The following is an 18,119-nucleotide window of genomic DNA, read 5'->3' as shown; positions in this document are numbered from 1 at the left end:
ACCCGATCGGACGATGCGGCCCCGTCACGGCCGCGATGCCGTACCACCTGCGAGAAATCACGGGATCTCAGCCGATCGGCCGATATGGCTCGGCCAAGGCCGCGACACCGGACCGCCTGCGAAGGGCTGCCAAATCCTCACCCGATCGGCCGATAAGGACCCACGAAGGCCGCGCCACCAACCGGCGGGTGAGGACCGAGAATCACCATCCCGGTCACCCGATCGGATGATGTGGACTCACCACGTCGATTCCTAACGTCTGGGACATGACGGGACGCCACCCCCGCGACCCCGACCGGAACAGGAAACCCGACATGAACCTCACCACCAAAGGCCTGACCGCCACCACCGGACTCTGCGCGGCCACCGCCGGCGCCATCTTCATCGGCGTCCAGATCAACCACCCCCCGGCCGACGTCACACACATCGTCACCACCGAGCTTCTGATCCGTGAGACCGCGAAAGCCGTCATGGCCGTCCTGGCCCTAACCGGCTTCACCGGCATGTTCCTCCACCAGCGCCACCGACTAGGTGTACTCGGCCTCACGGGCTACCTGCTGCTGACCATCGGCTACCTGGCCCTGTTCGCCATCGAATGCGTCGTCGGCTACGTCCTCCCCATCGTGGCCCGCACCGACCCCGCCTACGTCCAGAACGTCATCGAAGAGGCCGTAGGCGGCCCCGCGAGCGGCCAGATCGGCCACCTCCACGAACTGTTCCTCCTGTCCGGCATCGGCTACTCACTCGGCGGCCTCCTCTTCGGCATCGCCCTGTTCCGCGCCGCCGAACTCGCACGCTGGGCCGCGGCCCTGCTCGCCGTCGCCACGACCTCCGCCCTCGCCTTGTCGGTACTACCTGACGCCTTCAACCGTCCGTTCGCCGTACCGACCGGAATCGCACTGATCGGCCTCGGCCTCTCCCTGTGGCGCGTAAGGCACATAAGCCCAGCCACCACTCAGGTCGTCCCCGCCGGCCGCTCCGCCTCCGTCCGATGACCTCCCCATCCCTTCACAGCGCAGCCACCCCGTCCTCGGCAGGCGGTCCGATGACCTCCCCGTCCCTTCACAGCGCAGCCACCCCGTCCTCGGCAGGCGGTCCGATGACCACCCCCACCCCTCCCCGTCGAACAGGCCGTCCGATGACCACTCCGCTGCTCACCGGCAACCCGGCCCGCCGCCCTCGTGCACGCAGCGGTTGGCGCCTCGCTGCCGCTCTCGTCCTGCTCGCCGCCGTCCCCCTGATCGCAGGAACCCTCCGCCTGCTCCAACTCGCCGGCGGCCCCGAACTCATCCCCGCCGACCACCGCTTCGACACCGTCCCGATCCCCGTGGCGGCACACATCACCGGCAGCGTCGTCTACGCACTCGCCGGCGCACTCCAGTTCGTCCCGCGCTTCCGCCGCAGCCACCCCCGATGGCACCGCCGCACCGGCCGCCTCCTGGTGGCCGCCGGCCTGGTCGTCGCCACCTCAGCCCTCTGGATGACCCTGACGTACCCCACCAAACCAGGCACCGGCGACCTGCTTTTCGCCTCCCGCCTGGTCGCCGGCACAGCGATGACCGCCTGCCTCGTACTCGGCTTCACCGCGGCCCGCCGCCGCGCCTTCACCTCCCACCGCGCCTGGATGATCCGCGCCTACGCACTGGCCCTCGCCGCCGGCACCCAGGCCTTCACCGAAGGCATAGGAGGCGCCGTCTTCGGCCACAGCGTCCTCGTCGCCGACCTGTCCAAAGCAGCCGCGTGGGTCATCAACCTCGCCGTAGCCGAGTGGGCCATCCACCGCCAGAAGCCCACCACAGCCCTCCGACCATGACCACGAACCATCCCACCTACACCATCCAGGTGCAAGGCCACCTGGACGACCACTGGTCCACCTGGCTGGCCGGCATGACCGTGACCCACAACGACGACGCCACCACCTCCCTGACCGGCCCGGTGACCGACCAGGCCCACCTCCACGGACTCCTCGCCAAGATCCGCGACCTCGGCCTCACCCTCATCGCCGTGACCCGAGCCCCACAGCCCCCATCCCCACCGGCTACCAGCGGGTCCGTCCGGTGCTCAGAGGACCGTCAGGTGTGAGGGGGTTCGTTCGGTTGTGAGGATGCGGGGACGCAACGGTCTGCCGGTCAGGAGTCGTTGTCTCGCGGCCGGATCCTGTGGGCCTGGTCGTATTCCTCGATCAGATGGGCCGGTAGCCGTCCGCGTTCGCCGACGGTGTAGCCGCGGCCGCGTGCCCATGTCCGGATCCGGTGTGTCTCCGTGAGAGTGGGGGAGAAGGAGCCGGACGGACTCAGCGAGGTGAGAGCGGGCTCAATGCCGTCGACCCGGATGTCCGGGTGCGTGAACTCGGGTTCCCAGATTTCCTGATCGGCCGATGGCGCGGCGTCCGTGGGAAGTTCCACCGCGCTCCAGGCCGGCTCACGTGAAGCGTCTGTCCCGGTCTGCTGCGCCTGGCCGGGGGTGATGCCACGTCTGCTGAGTTCGTCCCACAGGGGCAGCAAAGCCTTGTCCGGGTCGAAGGAGAACTCGCTTTCGCGTACGCGCCAGAAGCGCCAGCCGGCGCGCTTCAGTTCGCGTTCGCGGTCGAGGTCGTTCTCTCGTTGCTCAGGTGTGCCGTGCCAGTGGTCGCCGTCGCACTCCACCGCGATGCGGCCCTTGGCGCCGCTCACCACCAGGTCGATCCGGCGGCCGTTGACCTCGAACTGCGGGACCACGTGGTAGCCGCGTTCGCGGATCCGCAGGTACACCCGCTGCTCGAAGAGCGAGTCGAAGTCCTTGTGCCGGTCGTGCGGTGTCACGTCGTCCAGGGTGTGTGACAGCAGCGGCGCAGGGGGATTGGTCATGTACGTGAGCAGCGAGCGACGAAGGCAGGTAGGCGACAGCAGATCCGGGCTGACCGAGTGGAACAGCCACATCTGGTCCTTGGCGCGCGAGGCCGCCACGTTGAACCTGCGCTGCGCCTCGGTGCTGGTCAGCGCGGACCGTTTCTCCGCGACCACCATGGAGAGGAACACCACGTCGCGCTCGTCACCTTGGAAGTCCGGTGGCGTGCCGACACGTAACCGCCGTCTGGTCCACTCCTTGGCGTCCATCCGGTCCAGCAGCATGTTGTGGATGAGGTTCACCTGGCCGGAGCCCTGAAGGACGACGACACCGAAGGTCTTGCCGTCATAGGTGGGGTCGTCGGCGCATTCGAGGATCTTCTCGACGACGGCTTCGGCTTCCACGGGGTTACGCAGCCGTGTGTCCGAGCCTTCTGTGTACGCCGAGGTGACGCGTACGGCCTTCAGCGGCGTCAGCCGGTCCGCGCCGAACTGGCGCAGCGGCACCAGTGGATCGTCTGCGTAGAACTGGCGGGACGAGAAGTCGATGATCTCCGGCATGCACCTGAAGTGTTCCTTGAGGCGCAGCACCGAGCCGAACCGGGTCGCCAGCAGGTCGAACAGGCTGGAGTTCGGGGTGAACGCCCCTCGCAGATAGGCCGGCATGTCCGGCAGGTAGGTCGTGAGCTTGGCGAAAATGGGGTCCAGCTCACCGTGGCGGACGGCCGAGGGAGCACACTGCTTGTCGTCGCCGACCACGATGACCCGCGGCGCGAGCCACAGCAGGAACAAGGCGTCGATGCCTGCCTGGCTGGCCTCGTCCACGATGACGACGTCGAAGGAGTCGCGGTCCGGTGGGATCGACTCAAGGACCTGGCGTAGCGGCATGATCCAGGCGGGTACGGCGTCCCGTGCGTCGGCCATGGCCTCACGAGCGTACGTGCGGTACCGCTCGGCGTGCTTCCCGGTCCCCTTGCCGAGTTTGGACATGTGGTCCTGGTACGCCTTCAGTGCCGTCGTCTGCCGCGTGTTCATCCTGCTGAGCGCGGCCTCCCACGCCTGTTCCGCGGCGAGTTCCGCGGTGACGCGCAGACTCCGCGCGGTCGCGGCCTCGAGGTCGGCTTCCAGTTGCTGCTCCAAGCCGGGCCGTCTCTGTTCGTTGAAGAACGTCTGCGCCTTGGCCCAGGCCCAGGCACGGTCCCAGGTGGAGAACTCCGGCCGCCATCGTCCCTCCCTGAGAAGTTCGAGCAGCGCCGGATGGGTGGCGCGCAGCAGTCCGGCCAGATGGTCGCACCGCCGCTGGTCGGCGAGTTCACTGTGCGCGCTGGCCAGTGCGTTGAGACAGAGCTGGTAGGTCGTCGCGTCACGTGCGGCCACCGCGTGTGCGGCCTCGTTCAGTTCCGGTGCCGCGGGGCCTGAGGTGATCTCCTGGTGCAGCTTCGCGTACAGGGACTTGAGTTGCTCGGTCGCCTGCTCGGCCTCGACGACCAGGCGTACGGCGCGAAGCGCGGAGGCGTACTCGACCCAGGCCTCCGGGGTGTGCAGCGGCAGGTGGACTCCGGCGCGGACGAGTCGCGCGGTGGACTCGGCCACCGCGACCCCGATCCGCCGGATCTTCTCCAGCTTGCCGTAAGCCTCGGTGAGCTGAGCCACCGCGCGCTGCAGCGGCAGGTCGGCGGAGATCTGTACGCCTACCAGTGACCAGCCGCGTGACAGCTCGCCGACGGCGGCCCGGCCCTCAAGATCCGCGATGACCAGTGCGAGCAGCTCGGGTGTGGACGGGGTGACACCGTCGACCAGAGTGGTGTTCAGCCAGGGTTCCGCCTGCTTCTGCACGGCGGGCCGGAACGGACCGCGCTTGAGCTGGTTCCCGGCGGCGAGATGGTCGTGCAGCATGCGCGCGGACTGCAGGACGGCTCCGCCTGCCACCTGCGACGAGGAGTGCTCGACCGTGCGGAAACCCAGCGTGTCGACCGCGCGCCGCGCGTCGGTGAGACGCCTCGCGTGCGCGGCGAGCTGATCCCAGAGCATCGTCTCCCGGCCGACCAGAAGATCTCTCAGGGCACGAACCGTCCAGTCACCGGAGTCCCATCTCTGTACGTTCTCAGGCAGCCCCAGTTCCCGCAGCAGCCGGGTCACGTCGTCCGCCACCTGGTGGAGATGGGTGAGCACGGTGACATCGACGTGTTCCAGTCGCGCCGACACCTCCGTGCGGGCCTCCAACGCGAGGTGTCGCGCGGCCTGTTCCGCGGCGACCAGTCCCCGCACTGTGTCCACGCCTGGAAGGGAGGCCACGTCAGGGATGCGTTGCGCGGGACGCGCACGCCGCTGAGGTGTCTCGGACGCCAGTAACTCGGCCAGCTCGGCGGCCTCACCGACGGACAACGGCGGCGTGGCCGGCGCGTCGGCGGGTGGCAGCGGCATCCACGAGCACCGCGCCTCCTCCTCACGCAGCCGCCGTACGATCGCGGCGAGCGTCCCGGCGTATCCGGGAGCCACCTCCGGGTGCTGATAGGTCTCCGACTCGCGCAGCGCGCGGACGCGCTCGGTGAGACCGGCGACCTTGCCGCGCACCGCGTGGAGCTGCTGTCGCTTCTCGGTGATGACCTTCGCCTGCCGCGCGGCGTCGAAACCCGAGAACCGGCTGGACAGCGCCTTGATGCCGCTTTCCAGCTCCGGCGACCCGCCGCGTCCGAGGTCGGTCATCGACACGCACAGCTTGGCGATCTCATCAGGGAGTTTGTCTCTGAGTACCTGCAGCGCCTGAGCCTTCTGGCTGGTGACCAGCACCCGCTGGCCCTGCGCGAGCAGCGCGGACAGCAGATTGGCGATGCTGTGCGTCTTCCCTGTTCCCGGCGGCCCCTGGACGACGACCCCGTTGTCCCCACGTAGCCGCTTCATGATGTCGCGCTGCTCGGGGTTGGCGGGCAGCGGGAACAGGGGATCGTCCCCGATCGTGCCGCGAGAGGCGGTGCCGCGCTCACGCAGGAACTCCATGCGTTCCGCGGGTTCCAAGGCGCCGACCAACTGCGCGAAGCCCAGCGGCGCCTGCGGATCCGGGCCGGTCAAGGTGTCCAACATGGTGTTGTAGTAAGAGATCAGCGTCCCCCGGTCGCGCTTGCGCAACACCAGCGCCGGTGCGAGCCGTACCTCCGCCTGGGCCATCGGTCCCTGTGACGGCTCCCATACGTCCCGGTACCCGGCCGCCGTCTCCAGCCCGCGGTCACACCAGGACTTCAGCACGTCCACCGCCGAGTCCTGCAACCCGACGCCTTCCCCTTCACGCACACGCTGCCGCAGGCGCTGACCGCGCATGAAGTCCACACCGGGAAGGTCGGCGAGTAACTCACGATCGTGCAGAGCCGGAGCGGTCTCACCGAGCACGACGTCGATGCGCTCGGTGTCCGGGTCCAGGTGCAGATGAACCCGCGTACGGATCAGGTGGTCCCGCACACGGGTGTCGTTTGGAGCGATCCACGACAACAGGCCGACCGCGAGCACCAACTCCAGCTCGTCCTCAAGCCGGCCGAGCTGGGTGTGAACGGAGTACAGGTTCCGGTGCCAGGACTGCCGGTGCCTTCGCTGACGCTCCTCACCGGCCCACTTGCGCCAACCAGGCAGCCACTGAGCGTACGCCGCGACCACATCGGGCCGCTCGTCCTGACGCTCCGGCCGGACTCTGGGCTCGCCGTCCGCACCGGTCTCCGTGACCTTCCCCGGCCCCTGCTCCCCGAGCGTCGGCGCGTCCACCTCCGGGTCGGCGACCTCCCCGCGCCGCAGCCACCCGTTCAGCACCCCAGGCGCGGCAGGCGGAAGCACACTCGGCTCATGCTCGACGGAGAACACCACTTCACCGAGGCCGGCTGTCCGGCTGGCTTGGACGTTCTCCGGCAACTCGGCCAGCCACAACACCTCGTTGTGCTCGCGAAGGTCCCGGATGGGAGCCCGCCGGCCTGCCGCGAGGTCACGCAGGAACTCCACCAGTCGCGCCGTGTCACCGACGAGCCGAGGGTCACGTGCACGGGACGGTGACCGGTCCATGCGAATCCTCCTCCAGGCCGATGGGCCGTCGTCAGCTGCCGGCCCCTGCGCGTCACAGTGGGGGATCGTAGCCACACGCTCCGCACGGAGGGCCGGGAACGGCGTAACGGTTGAATCTCGTATCAATCCGTGCGCAGGCGCTCGCCCAAAAAGCGCCGGAAACAGGCAATAAATCCTTTATCGTCTGACTGGGAGAGCTCAAGGACGTCTTGTAACCCTTTTGTCGCAAATAGCCGTCTGGCGACGAGAACAAGCTGCCACCAACGATGATCGTTTGCTCGGCGCCGTGCCGACTTCGACGGTTTCTGAGCAGGTGCGAGGAGCGAGGCGGCATGGGTAGCGGCCTGGAGATGAAACTCGCCAAGGAGGTCCGTCAAGCGCTGACGCACCTTCCCGCTTTCGCCGACGCAGTCCACCGCGCTCAACGGCGACACATGGGTGTGGCGCCGGGAACCGGACAGCTCGGCGACGACTGCGGCCGCTGCGGACGCATACTCGTCCGCTGTGAAGTGGGCCCGCGCGGCGGCGTCGATCTTCGCTACGAATGCGCTGCTTGTGACCGCTTGCCTCGCATGGCCAAGAGTCGCGGGCCCGGCCGGTTGCGCCAGGGGGACCAGGCCAGATACCGGTCGGTGTGACCTTTGGGATTCGAGGCACGACGAAAGCCAGGGAGGCTAAGGTTTCTCGTGGGCTTTATTCACATCCGCTAAATGTGAAACAGGCCAACTTCACCCCCTTTGGGAAACGTTCCCCCGACTTTGTCTGGATAGCGTGCGTCCTCATGCCCCCGAACAGCACTCGCCTGTACCAAGCGGTCCTGCGTGACAAGCCGGCCGTCCTGCGGCACAAGACCGCACCCATCTCCATCCGGCTGCGTGGCAGCGTCGGCGGGTGGCTCGCCGGGAAAGGGCTGCCGCCTCTGGACGCGGGGAGACCTCAGCAGGACCTCGAAGCCGACGGCACACGAGCCAGAAGCGAGCGAAAAGGTGACTGCGGCCGTTATCGCATCGAGGAGTCGATCGGGGATGCGCTGTTACGCACCCGGATCGTCTATCACGAAGCCATCCAGGGGATGGCCGGCTGGGTGACCGTCACGGTCGAGGAGACCGGCGTGACGGGTGCGGGGCACGCGCCGGGGTTCCTTCCCGAGTATCTGCGGAAAGGCCAGGTCACGGACGGTGCGGTCGACCTCACGGACACACCGGACATCGTCGACGAGCATGACGTCCCCCGGTTGATCGACACGCTGACGGCGCGCGACCGCCGTGTGCCGCTGATCGTCGTCACCGACGACCCGAAGGACCAGCAGGCCGCGCGAGCGAGGGCCGACCATCTCGCCGCCGCGACCGCGGGGGCCGGGCTGGTGGTGCGACTCGCCGACGCGCGCGCCGAGCACCGCTTCAACACGGTCCTCGGCTCCGAGCTGGGGGTGTTCGCCGGCGCCATCCGCACCTACCTGGCGCCGTTCGACCCGAAGACCGAGCGTTACCCGACCCGGCACCGGTGGACGGGACCCGGTCCGCTGCGTTCCCGAGGCGACGAGGCGCTCGACGTGATCGCAGGCGGCGCCGTCGGCGACACCGCGTACCGTGAGCTCCCCGATGACGTCCGGCGTGCCATCGGCAAGGTCTCCCAGATCATCGCCGGCAAGGCGGCCCCTGCGGACATCCATGAGGTCCTGGCGCCACGGCCGACCCTCGGCGACCTCGACAAACAGGACATGTACCGCAGGATGATGGCCCTCACCGTACGCCGCGGCACCGGCGTGACGACTGAGGCCGCCACCACCGACGAGCCGGTCCAGGACGAGACGCCTCCCCCGCCGGCAGCCGACAGTGAGCCCGCAGACCAGGATCCGCGGCCGTCCCAGCACGCACCGGTCCCGGACACCGACGAGTTCGCGCGCACAGTCGCGCGAATCGTCCTCAACGACCTGCGCGGCGACCTGGAGGCCGCACTCGACCTCGCCGTCAAGGCGGCAGTGAACGCTCCGGACACCGGCGACCTGCGTCGCCACATGCGCACCCTCGGCGCACACCTGGACGGCCTGCGCGACGCCGTGCTCACCCGTCCACACCCCGGCCGGCCGGCCTCCTCCAACGGCGTGAACGGCGTGGACCCCGAACTGGAACATCTCCGCGCCGAGCACGAGAACCTCCAGACCGAATACGCCGAAGCCATGGCGAGCGCACGCAAACTAGAAAGACGGGTGCGCTGGCTCGAAACCAGGCTGGCCGCGTCCACCCAGCCCCCGAACGGCACGGCCACCAATGAACCCGACTTCGAGCCGGACAACCTCATGGACGCCGTGACCATGGCCCGCGACACCCTCACGCGTGTGACGATAGGCGACACCGACGCGGCGGCCACCAAACTCGACCTTGCCTTCCCCACTCTCGCCGGCGTCTGGGCCGCCAAACTCTGGGACTCGTTACGAGCCCTGAACGCCTTCGCCGAGGCCAGGTCGTCGGGGGAGTTCTCCGGCGGCTTCCTCCAGTGGTGCATGAGCGCCGCCGCCGAGGTCACCATCCCCGCCGGCATGGTCGCCATGAGCGAGTCCAAATCCGTGCACACGAACGGCAGGTACAGCACGAGCCGCACGTTCCCCGTCCCCAAAGAGGTGAACCCGGCCGGCAAGGTGCTGATGGAGGCACACATCAAACTCCGCCAAGGCGGCCACCCGGCGCCACGCATCCACTTCTACGACGACTCAGGCGGCGCCACCGGGAAGATCTGGGTCGGGTACGTGGGGGACCATCTTCCTAACACCCTGACGAACTGACCGCTGAACCACCGACTGCGGTCGCCGGTCATCGGGAGGCGCGCGAGGTTCATTCGCTTTCGGCTCTCTGCACAGGTGGCGACGAGGTCGAGCCGATCACCGGGATGGCCGCCGTCAGTCCTGGACGATTGAGCCGTGCTCGGCGCAGGCGAGCCAGCGTCGGACGCAGGTTGGGGAGGGTGTCAGGGGTCAGGCGGGTCCCGGTGGGGGTGGGGAGGGCGAAGGCTACGGCTTTGGCGAGGGTGCCGGTGGTGGTTGTGGTGGTCCAGTAGGCGTGGCAGTGGCCTTCGGTGAGTTCGTGGGCCAGCAGGAGGCCGCGGCCGTTCTCGGCCAAGGGGGCCGGGTCGGGGGTGGGGAGGGTGGCGAGGCGGTGGAAGGTGTCGCGGATCTTCTCGGGGGAGGGGTCGGCGTCCACGACCTCGCACCAGGCCGGTGTGCCGTCGATGCGGAACAGGCGCAGTTCGTACGGCTGTCGGCCGTGGCGTTCGGCGTTCGCGGCCAGCTCGCCGACGACGATCTCGGCGTCGGCGACGGCGTCGGGGGTCAGGCCGGCGCGCTGGAGTACGTCCTGGACGACGGCACGTGCGTTCCGTGCCGCCGTGCCGGGGGTCAGGACCTTCACGAGGACCTGGATGTCGTGGCGGTACTCGCCAGTGGAGGTAGCGGAGGGTTCCGGGGACGGGACGCCGAGGAGGATGTCGTCGGGGGACGGCATGACTGTGCTCCGTTCGCGCTGGGTGACGGTGCACATCAGGAAAGGCCGTTCGGCGTGCGGAGCGTACGGCGAAGGGGCGGTGTTGATCCTGGAACAGGCTTGGCGGGGGTCGTCAACCGGGCGATCTTTGGTCGTTCGAACCGGGACGTATCGCGCTGATCGACGGGGGTGGCGGGATCATGTGGTGGGGGTCGTGGTGTGGCGTGCGCTCTACCGTCGTGTCGAGGAAGCAGGTTGACAGGGGGTGTCGGCTGGCTACTATAGGTGTTGCATGGCTCGCTCGGAGTCATGAAGTGGAGCCGGGTTAACCTCCGCAGGTGGTGGCCCGGCTTTCGCGTTTCGGCAGGTCAGCGAGGTTCGCAGCCGACGTGTGTCAGGATCCTTCCCAGCCCTTGTGTCCTGGGGTCCTCGCGACGAGCGAGTGCTTTGGCCGTACTGCTGACGATCACATCGGCCGCCCATAGGAGCGGTTCCTTCGCGATTGGTGCGTGGCTGTAGGTGAAGGCCGGGGCTCGGCCCGCCAGTCCGCCGAGAACTCGGCGATCATGCCTGTCTTGGCTTGCTTCGCGTTCCGCGAGCACCAGACACCGGACTGAGCGCGGAAGCTCCTGCACCAGCCAGGTGAGTGCGCGAGAGCGTGCGGCCTCTTTGCGTTTGGGTCGTTCGTACCGGCAGCCGTACACCCGGGCCGAGATCGGCAGAGCCGCCACTTCGCGGATCAGTGCTGCGCGGGTCTGCTTGTCTTCTTTCGACCAGTGCGGTGGACGTGCCGTCGGAATGACCGCGCACAGCAGTTTCCGCACCTCCTCAGTGACGCCGGGATCGGCCAGCACGAGGCCGACCACGTACAGGCAGACGTCGGTGTGTACCGATTCGTCGATGAATCCGGCCAAGGGAGATGCGGGGGGATGCATGGAGCCATCATGCCGTAACTCAAGTGAGTGGTATGGCTACATAGCGTGTGCAGTGCTGGGTTGTGGTGGAGCGTTCGAACCTGTTGAGGCCGCCGACGGCGGCCTCAACCAGTTCTGCGGAGTGCACCAAGTCGGTGATATCCGACTTGGCCTGCGCGGTCGCCGGTCCGGGGGGTTCGCTGACACCGGCGGCAACCCACAGGTTCACTGCCACAGCGGACCGTCTCCGACGTCAGAGGGACTGGTTCTTGAGCCAGGCCAGGGCTGCTTCGGCTATTTCCTGCCAGCCGTGGTCGATGGTGAGGGAATGGGCCCGGTCGGGGAATTCCATGATGTCGGTGACTGCGGTGGAGTGGCGGTACTGCTTGAGGGTGGCGCGGGTCACGGCTTCTGGGACGGTGTGGTCCTGGCCGCCGGTCATGAGCAGGAGGGGGCCGCGGCCCTGGTTGCTGGTGTTGACCTTGGCGGGGGAGTGGGGGTTGAAGTTGGCGGTGGCTGCCTCGAAGAGAGGTTTGCCGGGGGCCGGGATGGACCAGCGGTTGTAGAGAGCGTCGGATTCTTCGACGGGGATGGCGTTGCCGAAGGCGTAGCGGAACTGTTCGGAGGTGAGGGAGACGGCGCGGTGTGCGTTGGCGGGGTTCTTGAAGACGGGGAGGGCTGAGCGGAGTGCGGTCAGGGGGACGGGGAGGACGCCTTTGATCTGTGCGGCGTCGATGGCGACGGCGGCGGCGCCGAGGTCCATGCCGAGGAGTTTCTGCGCGATCATGCCGCCGAAGGAGTGGCCGATGAGGATGGGCCGGACCGGCAGTGCGGTGATGATGGCGGCGTAGTGCTCGACGACGTCGTCGATGCCGTGGCCGGCGATGCTGTCGGGGTCGTCGCGGGTCTCCTGGACGGTGGCGTGGTCGCCGGGCCAGCCAGGTGCGCTGGGGTCGTAGCCGCGTTCGGTGAACAGGGTGATCCAGGGGTCCCAGGAGCTGGCGTGCAGCCACAGGCCGTGGATGAAGATGACGGGGTACGCAGGCATGATGCCTTCCCTCTCGGTAGGACTATGTCGGTTCGATCGGACCGTGGCGCGAGGGGGTGGCGCATCAGGGAAACACCCCAGTCCTGCTGGGGTCAGGAGGTGGAGAGGTCGGGTCTGGCCAGTTGGCGGCGCAGGGTGAGGCGGAGGGGTCGGGTTCGGTCGGTTGAGTGGTGGGGTTGTCGGGTCAGGGGGTGGAGGGGTCGGGTTTGGTGAGTTGGCGGCGGGAGGTGAGGCGGAGTTTTCGGTAGATCTTGGTGAGGTGGTATTCGACGGTCGAGGTGGTGATGAACAGGCGGGTCGCGATCTCCGCGTTGGTAGCGCCGGTGGCGGCGAGGGCCGCGATCTGGGCTTCCTGGGGGGTGAGGGCCTCGGTGGGGGTGGTGGTTCTCGGGGTGGCGTGTTCGCCGGTGGCGGCGAGTTCGACGCGGGACCGGTCGGCGAAGAGCGACGCACCCATCGAGGTGAACAGTTTGTAAGCGGTCCGCAGTTCGGTGCGGGCCTCGGTGCGGCGCCGGTGGCGGCGCAGCCATTCGCCGTACAGCAGGTGGGTCCGCGCCAGCTCGGTGACCATCTGCGTACGGCCGAGGTGGTCGAGCGCCTCCCGGTACGGCGGCTCGGGGTCGGACGTCAGGAGCGCCTGCGACCGGGCCAGCAGCCCCAGGGCCCATGGGGTCGCGGCGGCGGGGGCCCGTCCGGCGAGCCGCGCGAGCGCGTCCCGCGCGGCGTCGGGTTCGCCGGCGCGTACGGCGGCTTCGACCATGTCGGCGAGCGCGCGGTTGCCGTGGCCGAGGGGGTCGTGGCGGTACAGCGACGCCGCCTGGTCGTAGGCGTCGCGGTAGTTGCCGAGGCTGAGTTCCAGCACGGTCATGGCGAGCGCCGCGTGGTCCGCCGCGACGGCGACTCCCTGCTCCTTGCCGACGACCTGGATGAGCGTGGCCGCCACCTCACGTGCCTCCGCTTCGGCGCCTTGCCAGGCCAGCAGTTCGATCCGCGTGGTGAGCCCGGGGGCCGCCGTCCCGGTCATGGCGTCCAGCGTGGCGATCTCCTCGTGGTGCGCTCGCGCGACGTGGAACTGTCCGGCCCACACTTCACCGTCGGCGAGCCCCGCGAGCGTGAGCTTGAGCGCGCCGAGCGCACCGTTGTCCCGCTCGACCCCCGCGAGCCGCGTGAGGAACGCGTGCCGGCCCTCCTCGTCCCACACCTCTTCCGCCAGAAGACCCCCGAGAACGGCCTGCGGCTCCGCACCGAGCGCGTCCCTCAGCAACGACACCGAGGCTAGATACCCCTCACCGACCCGCGTGGCCACGGCACGCACGACCAGGTCGGCAGGCTGGACGGCGAGCGCGGCACGAGCCACGGCCTCAAGCGTGGTACCGGTGGTGTACCGGCCGGCGACCACGGCGGACGTCAGCGCTTCCCGCGCCGGCTCTCTGTCCGCCGCACCGAGCGTGGCCACGGCGTCGAGCAGATCAGCCGGCACCCGCGTCGGCCGTTCCACCGCGAAGTCCACAGCGGCCCGAAGCCGTTGAGCCCGAGCCCGCAGCACCACCGGCAGGTGACCTTCGCCGGCCCGCTCAAGCAGCCGCCGAGCCGCCGCGACGTCCCCCGCCACCAGGAAGGCATGTCCAGCGGCGATCATCCGGCCACGACCGGCACCAGGATCAGGACTCAACTCGGCCGCACGAGCGAGGAACGTCCCCTGCGAGGTGTACCCGCCACGCGCGCGAGCCCGCTCGGCCGCCGCCTCCAGCCCCCGGGCCGCGTCCTCGTCGGTCCCGGCGGTGGCCGCCGCCAGATGCCAGGCCCGCGTGTCGGCGTCGGCGACGGGATCACTGGCCGCCGACACCGCCTCATGGGCCCGCCGCCGGTCGGAGGGATGCGCCGCGCCGTACACCGCCGACCGCGTCAGCGGATGCAGGAACGCCACACTGCCTCCCAGCATGTCCCCGAGCCGCAGGATCCCTTCGGCGACCGCCGGATCGGCGTCCACCGGCGACAGCCCGAACGACGACGCGGCCCGCCACAGCAGCCCCTGGTCCTGTGGCGGGCTGATCGACGCGACCAGCAGCAACGCCTGCGTGGCCAGCGGCAACGCACGGATCTTGGTGAGCAGGTACGTCTCAAGTTGCGCGCCGAGCGGCAGCGGCGACGGCAGCGGCGAGTGTCCGGCGAGCTGTCCGGCCGACAGTCCGGCGGCCAGCGTCACCAGAGCCAGCGGGTTGCCGTCGGTCTCACCGGCGAGCCGCCGCGCCACCCCGTCGTCCAGCGGCCCTCGTACGACCGAGCCGAGCAGCCGATGCGCCTCGGCGACGGTGAGCCCGCTCACGGTACGCACCGGCACCCCTTCGAAGAAGTCCCCGCCGGCCGCCGCACGCCGCGCCAGGATCACGCCGACCCCTTCGGCCCGCAGCCGCCGCGCCACGAACGCCAGCACCTCGGCCGACTCACGATCAAGCCACTGCGCGTCGTCGACAAGACACACGACCGGCCGTTCCGCCGCGACCCCAGCCAGCACCCCAAGGGTCGCGAGCCCGGCGAGGAACCGGTCGACCGGCCCCCCGGAGATCAGCCCGAACGCCACCCGCAACGCGTCACGCTGCGGCCCCGGCACCTGTTCGAGCCGGTCGAGGAACGGCCCGACCAGACGATGCAGCGCCGCGAACCCGAGCGCCGCCTCCGGCTCCACCCCGGAGACCCGCACGACCCGAAGGTCCGCCGCCATGGTGGCCGCGAGGTCCAGCAGCCGCGTCTTCCCCGCGCCGATCTCCCCTTCGAGCACGAGCGCACCGCTCACCCCGTCCCGGACCCGACGCGTGAACCGTTCCAGGACCTGCCGTTCCTCGTCCCGGCCGACCAGAACCCCCGCCGCAGCCTGGGACGAGTCCCAGGGATCCTCGCGGTAAGCGGACATCACAGCCCTCTTCACTTCGAGATCGGCAAGCAGCATGACAAGCTATGAGGCGATATCGCGGTGAGCCCGGCCACAGCCGGACGAGTTGGACCATAACGGCATCTCGCTCGGAATAGGGGATCATGTCAGCCATGTCCTTCGGCGAGTCCGCAGCGTCACTGATCGGCCGTGAGACCGAGACCCGCCGCCTCACCGACATGATCGACCGCGTCCACGACCAAGGCGGCAGCCTCCTCGTCAGAGGCGAAGCAGGCATAGGCAAGTCAGCACTGCTCGCCACCGCCACCACCCTCGCCACCACCCGCGGCCTGAAGGTCCTCACCGCGACCGGCGTCCAGTCCGAGGCCCTCCTGCCGTACGCGGGCCTGCACCAGCTCCTGCACCCTCTCCAGTCCCACGCCGCCACGCTGCCGCCTCCCCAGCGCGAACCGCTGCGCGCCGCCTTCGGCCTCACCGACGCCACCGTCCCCGACCTGTACCTCGTCGCGCTGGCGACCCTGAACCTCCTGGCCGAGGCCACCACCAGCCAAGGTACGCTCCTCGTCGTCGACGACGCGCACTGGCTCGACCAGGCCAGCGCACAGGTCCTCACCTTCGTCGCACGCCGCCTCGAATCGGAACCGGTCCTGCTCCTCGCCGCCGTCCGCGACGGCTTCCCCACCGTCCTCGACGACGCCGGCCTGCCGGACCTGCCGCTGACCGGCATCCCCCCGACGTCCGCCGAAACCCTCCTGGACGCGACGTCCCCCGGCCTCACCCCGAGAACCCGCCAGCGCGTCCTCCACGAAGCCGCAGGCAACCCCCTCGCACTGACCGAACTCCCCAGAGCCTGGCAGGACCTGGACGGCGACGCCATGCTCCGCACCTCCTGGCTCCCCCTGACCACCCGCCTGGAGAAGACCTTCACCTCCCAGGTGGCCCGCCTCCCGGAAGCCACCCGCACCCTCCTCCTCGTGGCCGCCGTCAACGACACCACCCTCCTCACCGAGACCCTGTCCGCCGCCGCACACCTCACCCCCGGCAGCACCGACCAGGACCTCACCCCCGCCGTGGCCGCACGCCTGGTCGCCACCGATCACGGCCGCATCGTCTTCCGCCACCCCCTCATGCGCTCCGCCATCTACCAGTCCGCGACCCTCGCCGAACGCCACGCCGCACACGCCGCCATCGCCGGCACCCTGGCTGAGCTGTCCGCCGGGAACCCCGGCGACCTGGCCGACCGCGAGACCTGGCACCGCGCCGCCGCCAGCCCGCGACCGGACGACGAAGTGGCCGCGTCCCTGGACACCATGGCCGCCAGAGCCCAGCAAAAAGGCGTCGCCACCGTGGCCGTGAGCGCACTCGAACAAGCCGCCAGACTCAGCCACGACCCCCGCAGACGCGCGGAAAGACTCCTCAGAGCCGCCGACGTCTCGGTGGAACTCGGCAACCACGACGTCGTGACCCGCCTCCTGCGCCAGACCGAACCCCTCGACCTCACCCCCCAGCAACGCACCCGCGTCCTGTGGATCAAAGGCGCCTTCGACGACGGCACCGGCGACCACGCCGTAGGCCCCCTGGCCCTGGCCGAACTGGCGGAAACCGTCGCCGCCGAAGGCGACCCCGAACGCGCACTCCGCATCCTCTGGAGCGCCGCACTCCGCTGCTTCTGGGTCGAACCAGGACAACAGGCCCGCGACCGTGTCGTAGCCGCCGCGGAAAGCCTCCCCATCGACCCCCACCACCCCCAACTGCTCGCCATCCTCGCCTACACGGCCCCCATCGACCGAGGCGGCGCCGTCATCGACGGCCTGCGCACGGTCACGTCCCAGCCGGTGGTGGACCCCCAGGCCGCACGACTCCTCGGCACCGCCGCCGTCCTCGTCGGAGCCCTCGACCTGGCCGAACGCCTTTCCGCCGCGGCCCTCACCGGCCTGCGGAGCAACGGCCGCCTCCAACTGCTGGCCCGCGCGCTGTGCGCACAGGCCTGGAGCGCCGTACTCCTCCTCGACCTCGACGTCGCCATCCCCGCCGTCCACGAGGCCAAGCTGCTGTCCAAGGAGACCGGCCAGCCCCTCATGTACGCCACGGCCCTGTCCACCGAGTCCCTGCTGCAGGCCGTCCGCGGCGACCGCGACCACGCACTGACCCTGGCCGCCGAAGCCGAGAAACTCAGCCTGACCGCGACCGTACGACCCGTGCTGGCCACCGTCCAGATGGCCCGAGGCATGGCGGCCCTCGCCGAAGGAAAATACGCCGAGGCCTACGACCACCTGGCTCGCATGCACGACCCCGCCGACCCGAGCCACCACATCTCCATCCGCTGCCACGTCCTCGCCGTACTCGCCGACGCCGCCGCGCACAGCGGCAACACCGCCGAGGCCCGCGCCGTCCTCGCCGACATGGAGACCGTGGCCCGCACCACCCCGTCCCCCGCACTCCACGCCGGCCTGCTCCTCGCCAGACCCCTGCTGTCCGACGACCCCGAACCCCTCTTCGAGCAGGCCCTCGCCTCCGACGCCGTCCGCTGGCCCTTCAACCGGGCCCACACCCAGCTCGCGTACGGCGAATGGCTCCGCCGCGACCGCCGCGCACCCCAGGCCAAAGCACTCCTGCGCGCCGCACGCGAGACCTTCGACGCACTAGGCGCCGTCCCCTGGAGCGAACGGGCCCGCCGCCAGCTCCGCTCCTCAGGCGAACGAAGCGAGCAACGACCCATCGGAGCCCGCGACATGCTCACCGCGCAGGAGTTCCAGATCGTCCAGATGGTCGCGGAAGGCATGACCAACCGCGAGATCGGCCAACGCCTCTACGTCTCCCACCGCACCATCGGCGCACACCTGTACCGCATCTTCCCCAAACTCGGCATAACCTCCCGAGCCGAACTAGGCGCCATCCTCAGCGACCGGTGACCCAAGGTGACTC

At 69.5% G+C, this 18,119-nt stretch carries 11 protein-coding genes; 5 read left to right on the top strand and 6 right to left on the bottom strand.

Annotation, left to right across the window (positions count from 1 at the left end; translation table 11 throughout):
- The first annotated feature begins 266 nt into the window (after nt 1-266).
- The 3 genes from BJ992_RS21235 (at nt 267) to BJ992_RS21225 (ending at nt 2,082) form a co-directional block, all read left to right on the top strand.
- The gene (locus BJ992_RS21235; protein WP_184983676.1) at nt 267-995 is read left to right on the top strand and encodes a hypothetical protein; all 729 of its coding nucleotides are present in this window, start codon (nt 267-269) and stop codon (nt 993-995) included.
- Between the two features lie 143 nt (nt 996-1,138).
- A complete protein-coding gene (locus BJ992_RS21230; protein ID WP_184983674.1) occupies nt 1,139-1,813 on the top strand; it encodes a DUF2306 domain-containing protein in 675 nt (224 codons plus the stop codon).
- A complete protein-coding gene (locus BJ992_RS21225) occupies nt 1,810-2,082 on the top strand; it encodes a hypothetical protein (RefSeq protein WP_184983672.1) in 273 nt (90 codons plus the stop codon). The genes BJ992_RS21230 and BJ992_RS21225 overlap by 4 nt, the downstream gene beginning before the upstream one ends.
- A 47-nt stretch (nt 2,083-2,129) precedes the next feature.
- Here BJ992_RS21225 and BJ992_RS21220 read toward each other — a convergent pair whose 3' ends face one another.
- Together BJ992_RS21220 and BJ992_RS21215 are read right to left on the bottom strand one after the other, a co-directional pair.
- Nucleotides 2,130-6,866, bottom strand: coding sequence for an AAA domain-containing protein (locus BJ992_RS21220; protein WP_184983670.1), 4,737 nt, complete (start codon nt 6,864-6,866; stop codon nt 2,130-2,132).
- A 122-nt stretch (nt 6,867-6,988) separates the two neighbouring features.
- Nucleotides 6,989-7,291, bottom strand: coding sequence for a hypothetical protein (locus BJ992_RS21215; RefSeq protein ID WP_184983668.1), 303 nt, complete (start codon nt 7,289-7,291; stop codon nt 6,989-6,991).
- Between the two features lie 356 nt (nt 7,292-7,647).
- Here BJ992_RS21215 and BJ992_RS21210 point away from each other — a divergent pair, with 356 nt between their 5' ends.
- On the top strand, nt 7,648-9,648 hold the full coding sequence (locus BJ992_RS21210; RefSeq protein ID WP_184983666.1) for a hypothetical protein: 2,001 nt from the start codon (nt 7,648-7,650) through the stop codon (nt 9,646-9,648).
- A gap of 49 nt (nt 9,649-9,697) precedes the next feature.
- On the opposite strand, the gene BJ992_RS21205 is transcribed toward BJ992_RS21210, so the two are convergent.
- The 4 genes from BJ992_RS21205 to BJ992_RS33895 all read right to left on the bottom strand — a co-directional run bounded on the left by BJ992_RS21205 (nt 9,698) and on the right by BJ992_RS33895 (nt 15,215).
- Nucleotides 9,698-10,363 (bottom strand): ATP-binding protein, encoded by a 666-nt coding sequence (locus BJ992_RS21205; protein WP_184983664.1) that lies wholly within the window; start codon nt 10,361-10,363, stop codon nt 9,698-9,700.
- A 347-nt stretch (nt 10,364-10,710) separates the two neighbouring features.
- Complete coding sequence (locus BJ992_RS21200) at nt 10,711-11,277, bottom strand: hypothetical protein (protein WP_184983662.1); 567 nt, start codon at nt 11,275-11,277, stop codon at nt 10,711-10,713.
- Nucleotides 11,278-11,509: 232 nt separating this feature from the next.
- Nucleotides 11,510-12,304, bottom strand: a complete 795-nt coding sequence (locus BJ992_RS21195) for an alpha/beta hydrolase (protein WP_184983661.1) — start codon at nt 12,302-12,304, stop codon at nt 11,510-11,512.
- A gap of 184 nt (nt 12,305-12,488) precedes the next feature.
- Nucleotides 12,489-15,215 carry a LuxR C-terminal-related transcriptional regulator gene (locus tag BJ992_RS33895; protein ID WP_184983658.1) on the bottom strand — a complete coding sequence of 909 codons (2,727 nt, stop codon included), beginning with the start codon at nt 15,213-15,215 and terminating at the stop codon, nt 12,489-12,491.
- 131 nt (nt 15,216-15,346) lie between these two features.
- Here BJ992_RS33895 and BJ992_RS33890 point away from each other — a divergent pair, with 131 nt between their 5' ends.
- The gene (locus BJ992_RS33890) at nt 15,347-18,106 is read left to right on the top strand and encodes a helix-turn-helix transcriptional regulator (protein WP_184983656.1); all 2,760 of its coding nucleotides are present in this window, start codon (nt 15,347-15,349) and stop codon (nt 18,104-18,106) included.
- The last annotated feature ends 13 nt before the right edge of the window (nt 18,107-18,119 follow it).

Source organism: Sphaerisporangium rubeum (assembly GCF_014207705.1).
GTDB lineage: Bacteria > Actinomycetota > Actinomycetes > Streptosporangiales > Streptosporangiaceae > Sphaerisporangium > Sphaerisporangium rubeum.
This window is presented reverse-complemented; position numbering and strand designations above follow the sequence as displayed.

Bases quoted from the DNA above. Each gene is read 5' to 3' on its own strand.
- BJ992_RS21230 (WP_184983674.1), top strand. From the start codon at position 1,139: ATGACCACTCCGCTGCTCACCGGCAACCCGGCCCGCCGCCCTCGTGCA.
- BJ992_RS21210 (WP_184983666.1), top strand. From the start codon at position 7,648: ATGCCCCCGAACAGCACTCGCCTGTACCAAGCGGTCCTGCGTGACAAG.
- BJ992_RS33895 (WP_184983658.1), bottom strand. From the start codon at position 15,215: ATGTCCGCTTACCGCGAGGATCCCTGGGACTCGTCCCAGGCTGCGGCG.
- BJ992_RS21235 (WP_184983676.1), top strand. From the start codon at position 267: ATGACGGGACGCCACCCCCGCGACCCCGACCGGAACAGGAAACCCGAC.
- BJ992_RS33890 (WP_184983656.1), top strand. From the start codon at position 15,347: ATGTCCTTCGGCGAGTCCGCAGCGTCACTGATCGGCCGTGAGACCGAG.
- BJ992_RS21225 (WP_184983672.1), top strand. From the start codon at position 1,810: ATGACCACGAACCATCCCACCTACACCATCCAGGTGCAAGGCCACCTG.
- BJ992_RS21195 (WP_184983661.1), bottom strand. From the start codon at position 12,304: ATGCCTGCGTACCCCGTCATCTTCATCCACGGCCTGTGGCTGCACGCC.
- BJ992_RS21205 (WP_184983664.1), bottom strand. From the start codon at position 10,363: ATGCCGTCCCCCGACGACATCCTCCTCGGCGTCCCGTCCCCGGAACCC.
- BJ992_RS21200 (WP_184983662.1), bottom strand. From the start codon at position 11,277: ATGCATCCCCCCGCATCTCCCTTGGCCGGATTCATCGACGAATCGGTA.
- BJ992_RS21220 (WP_184983670.1), bottom strand. From the start codon at position 6,866: ATGGACCGGTCACCGTCCCGTGCACGTGACCCTCGGCTCGTCGGTGAC.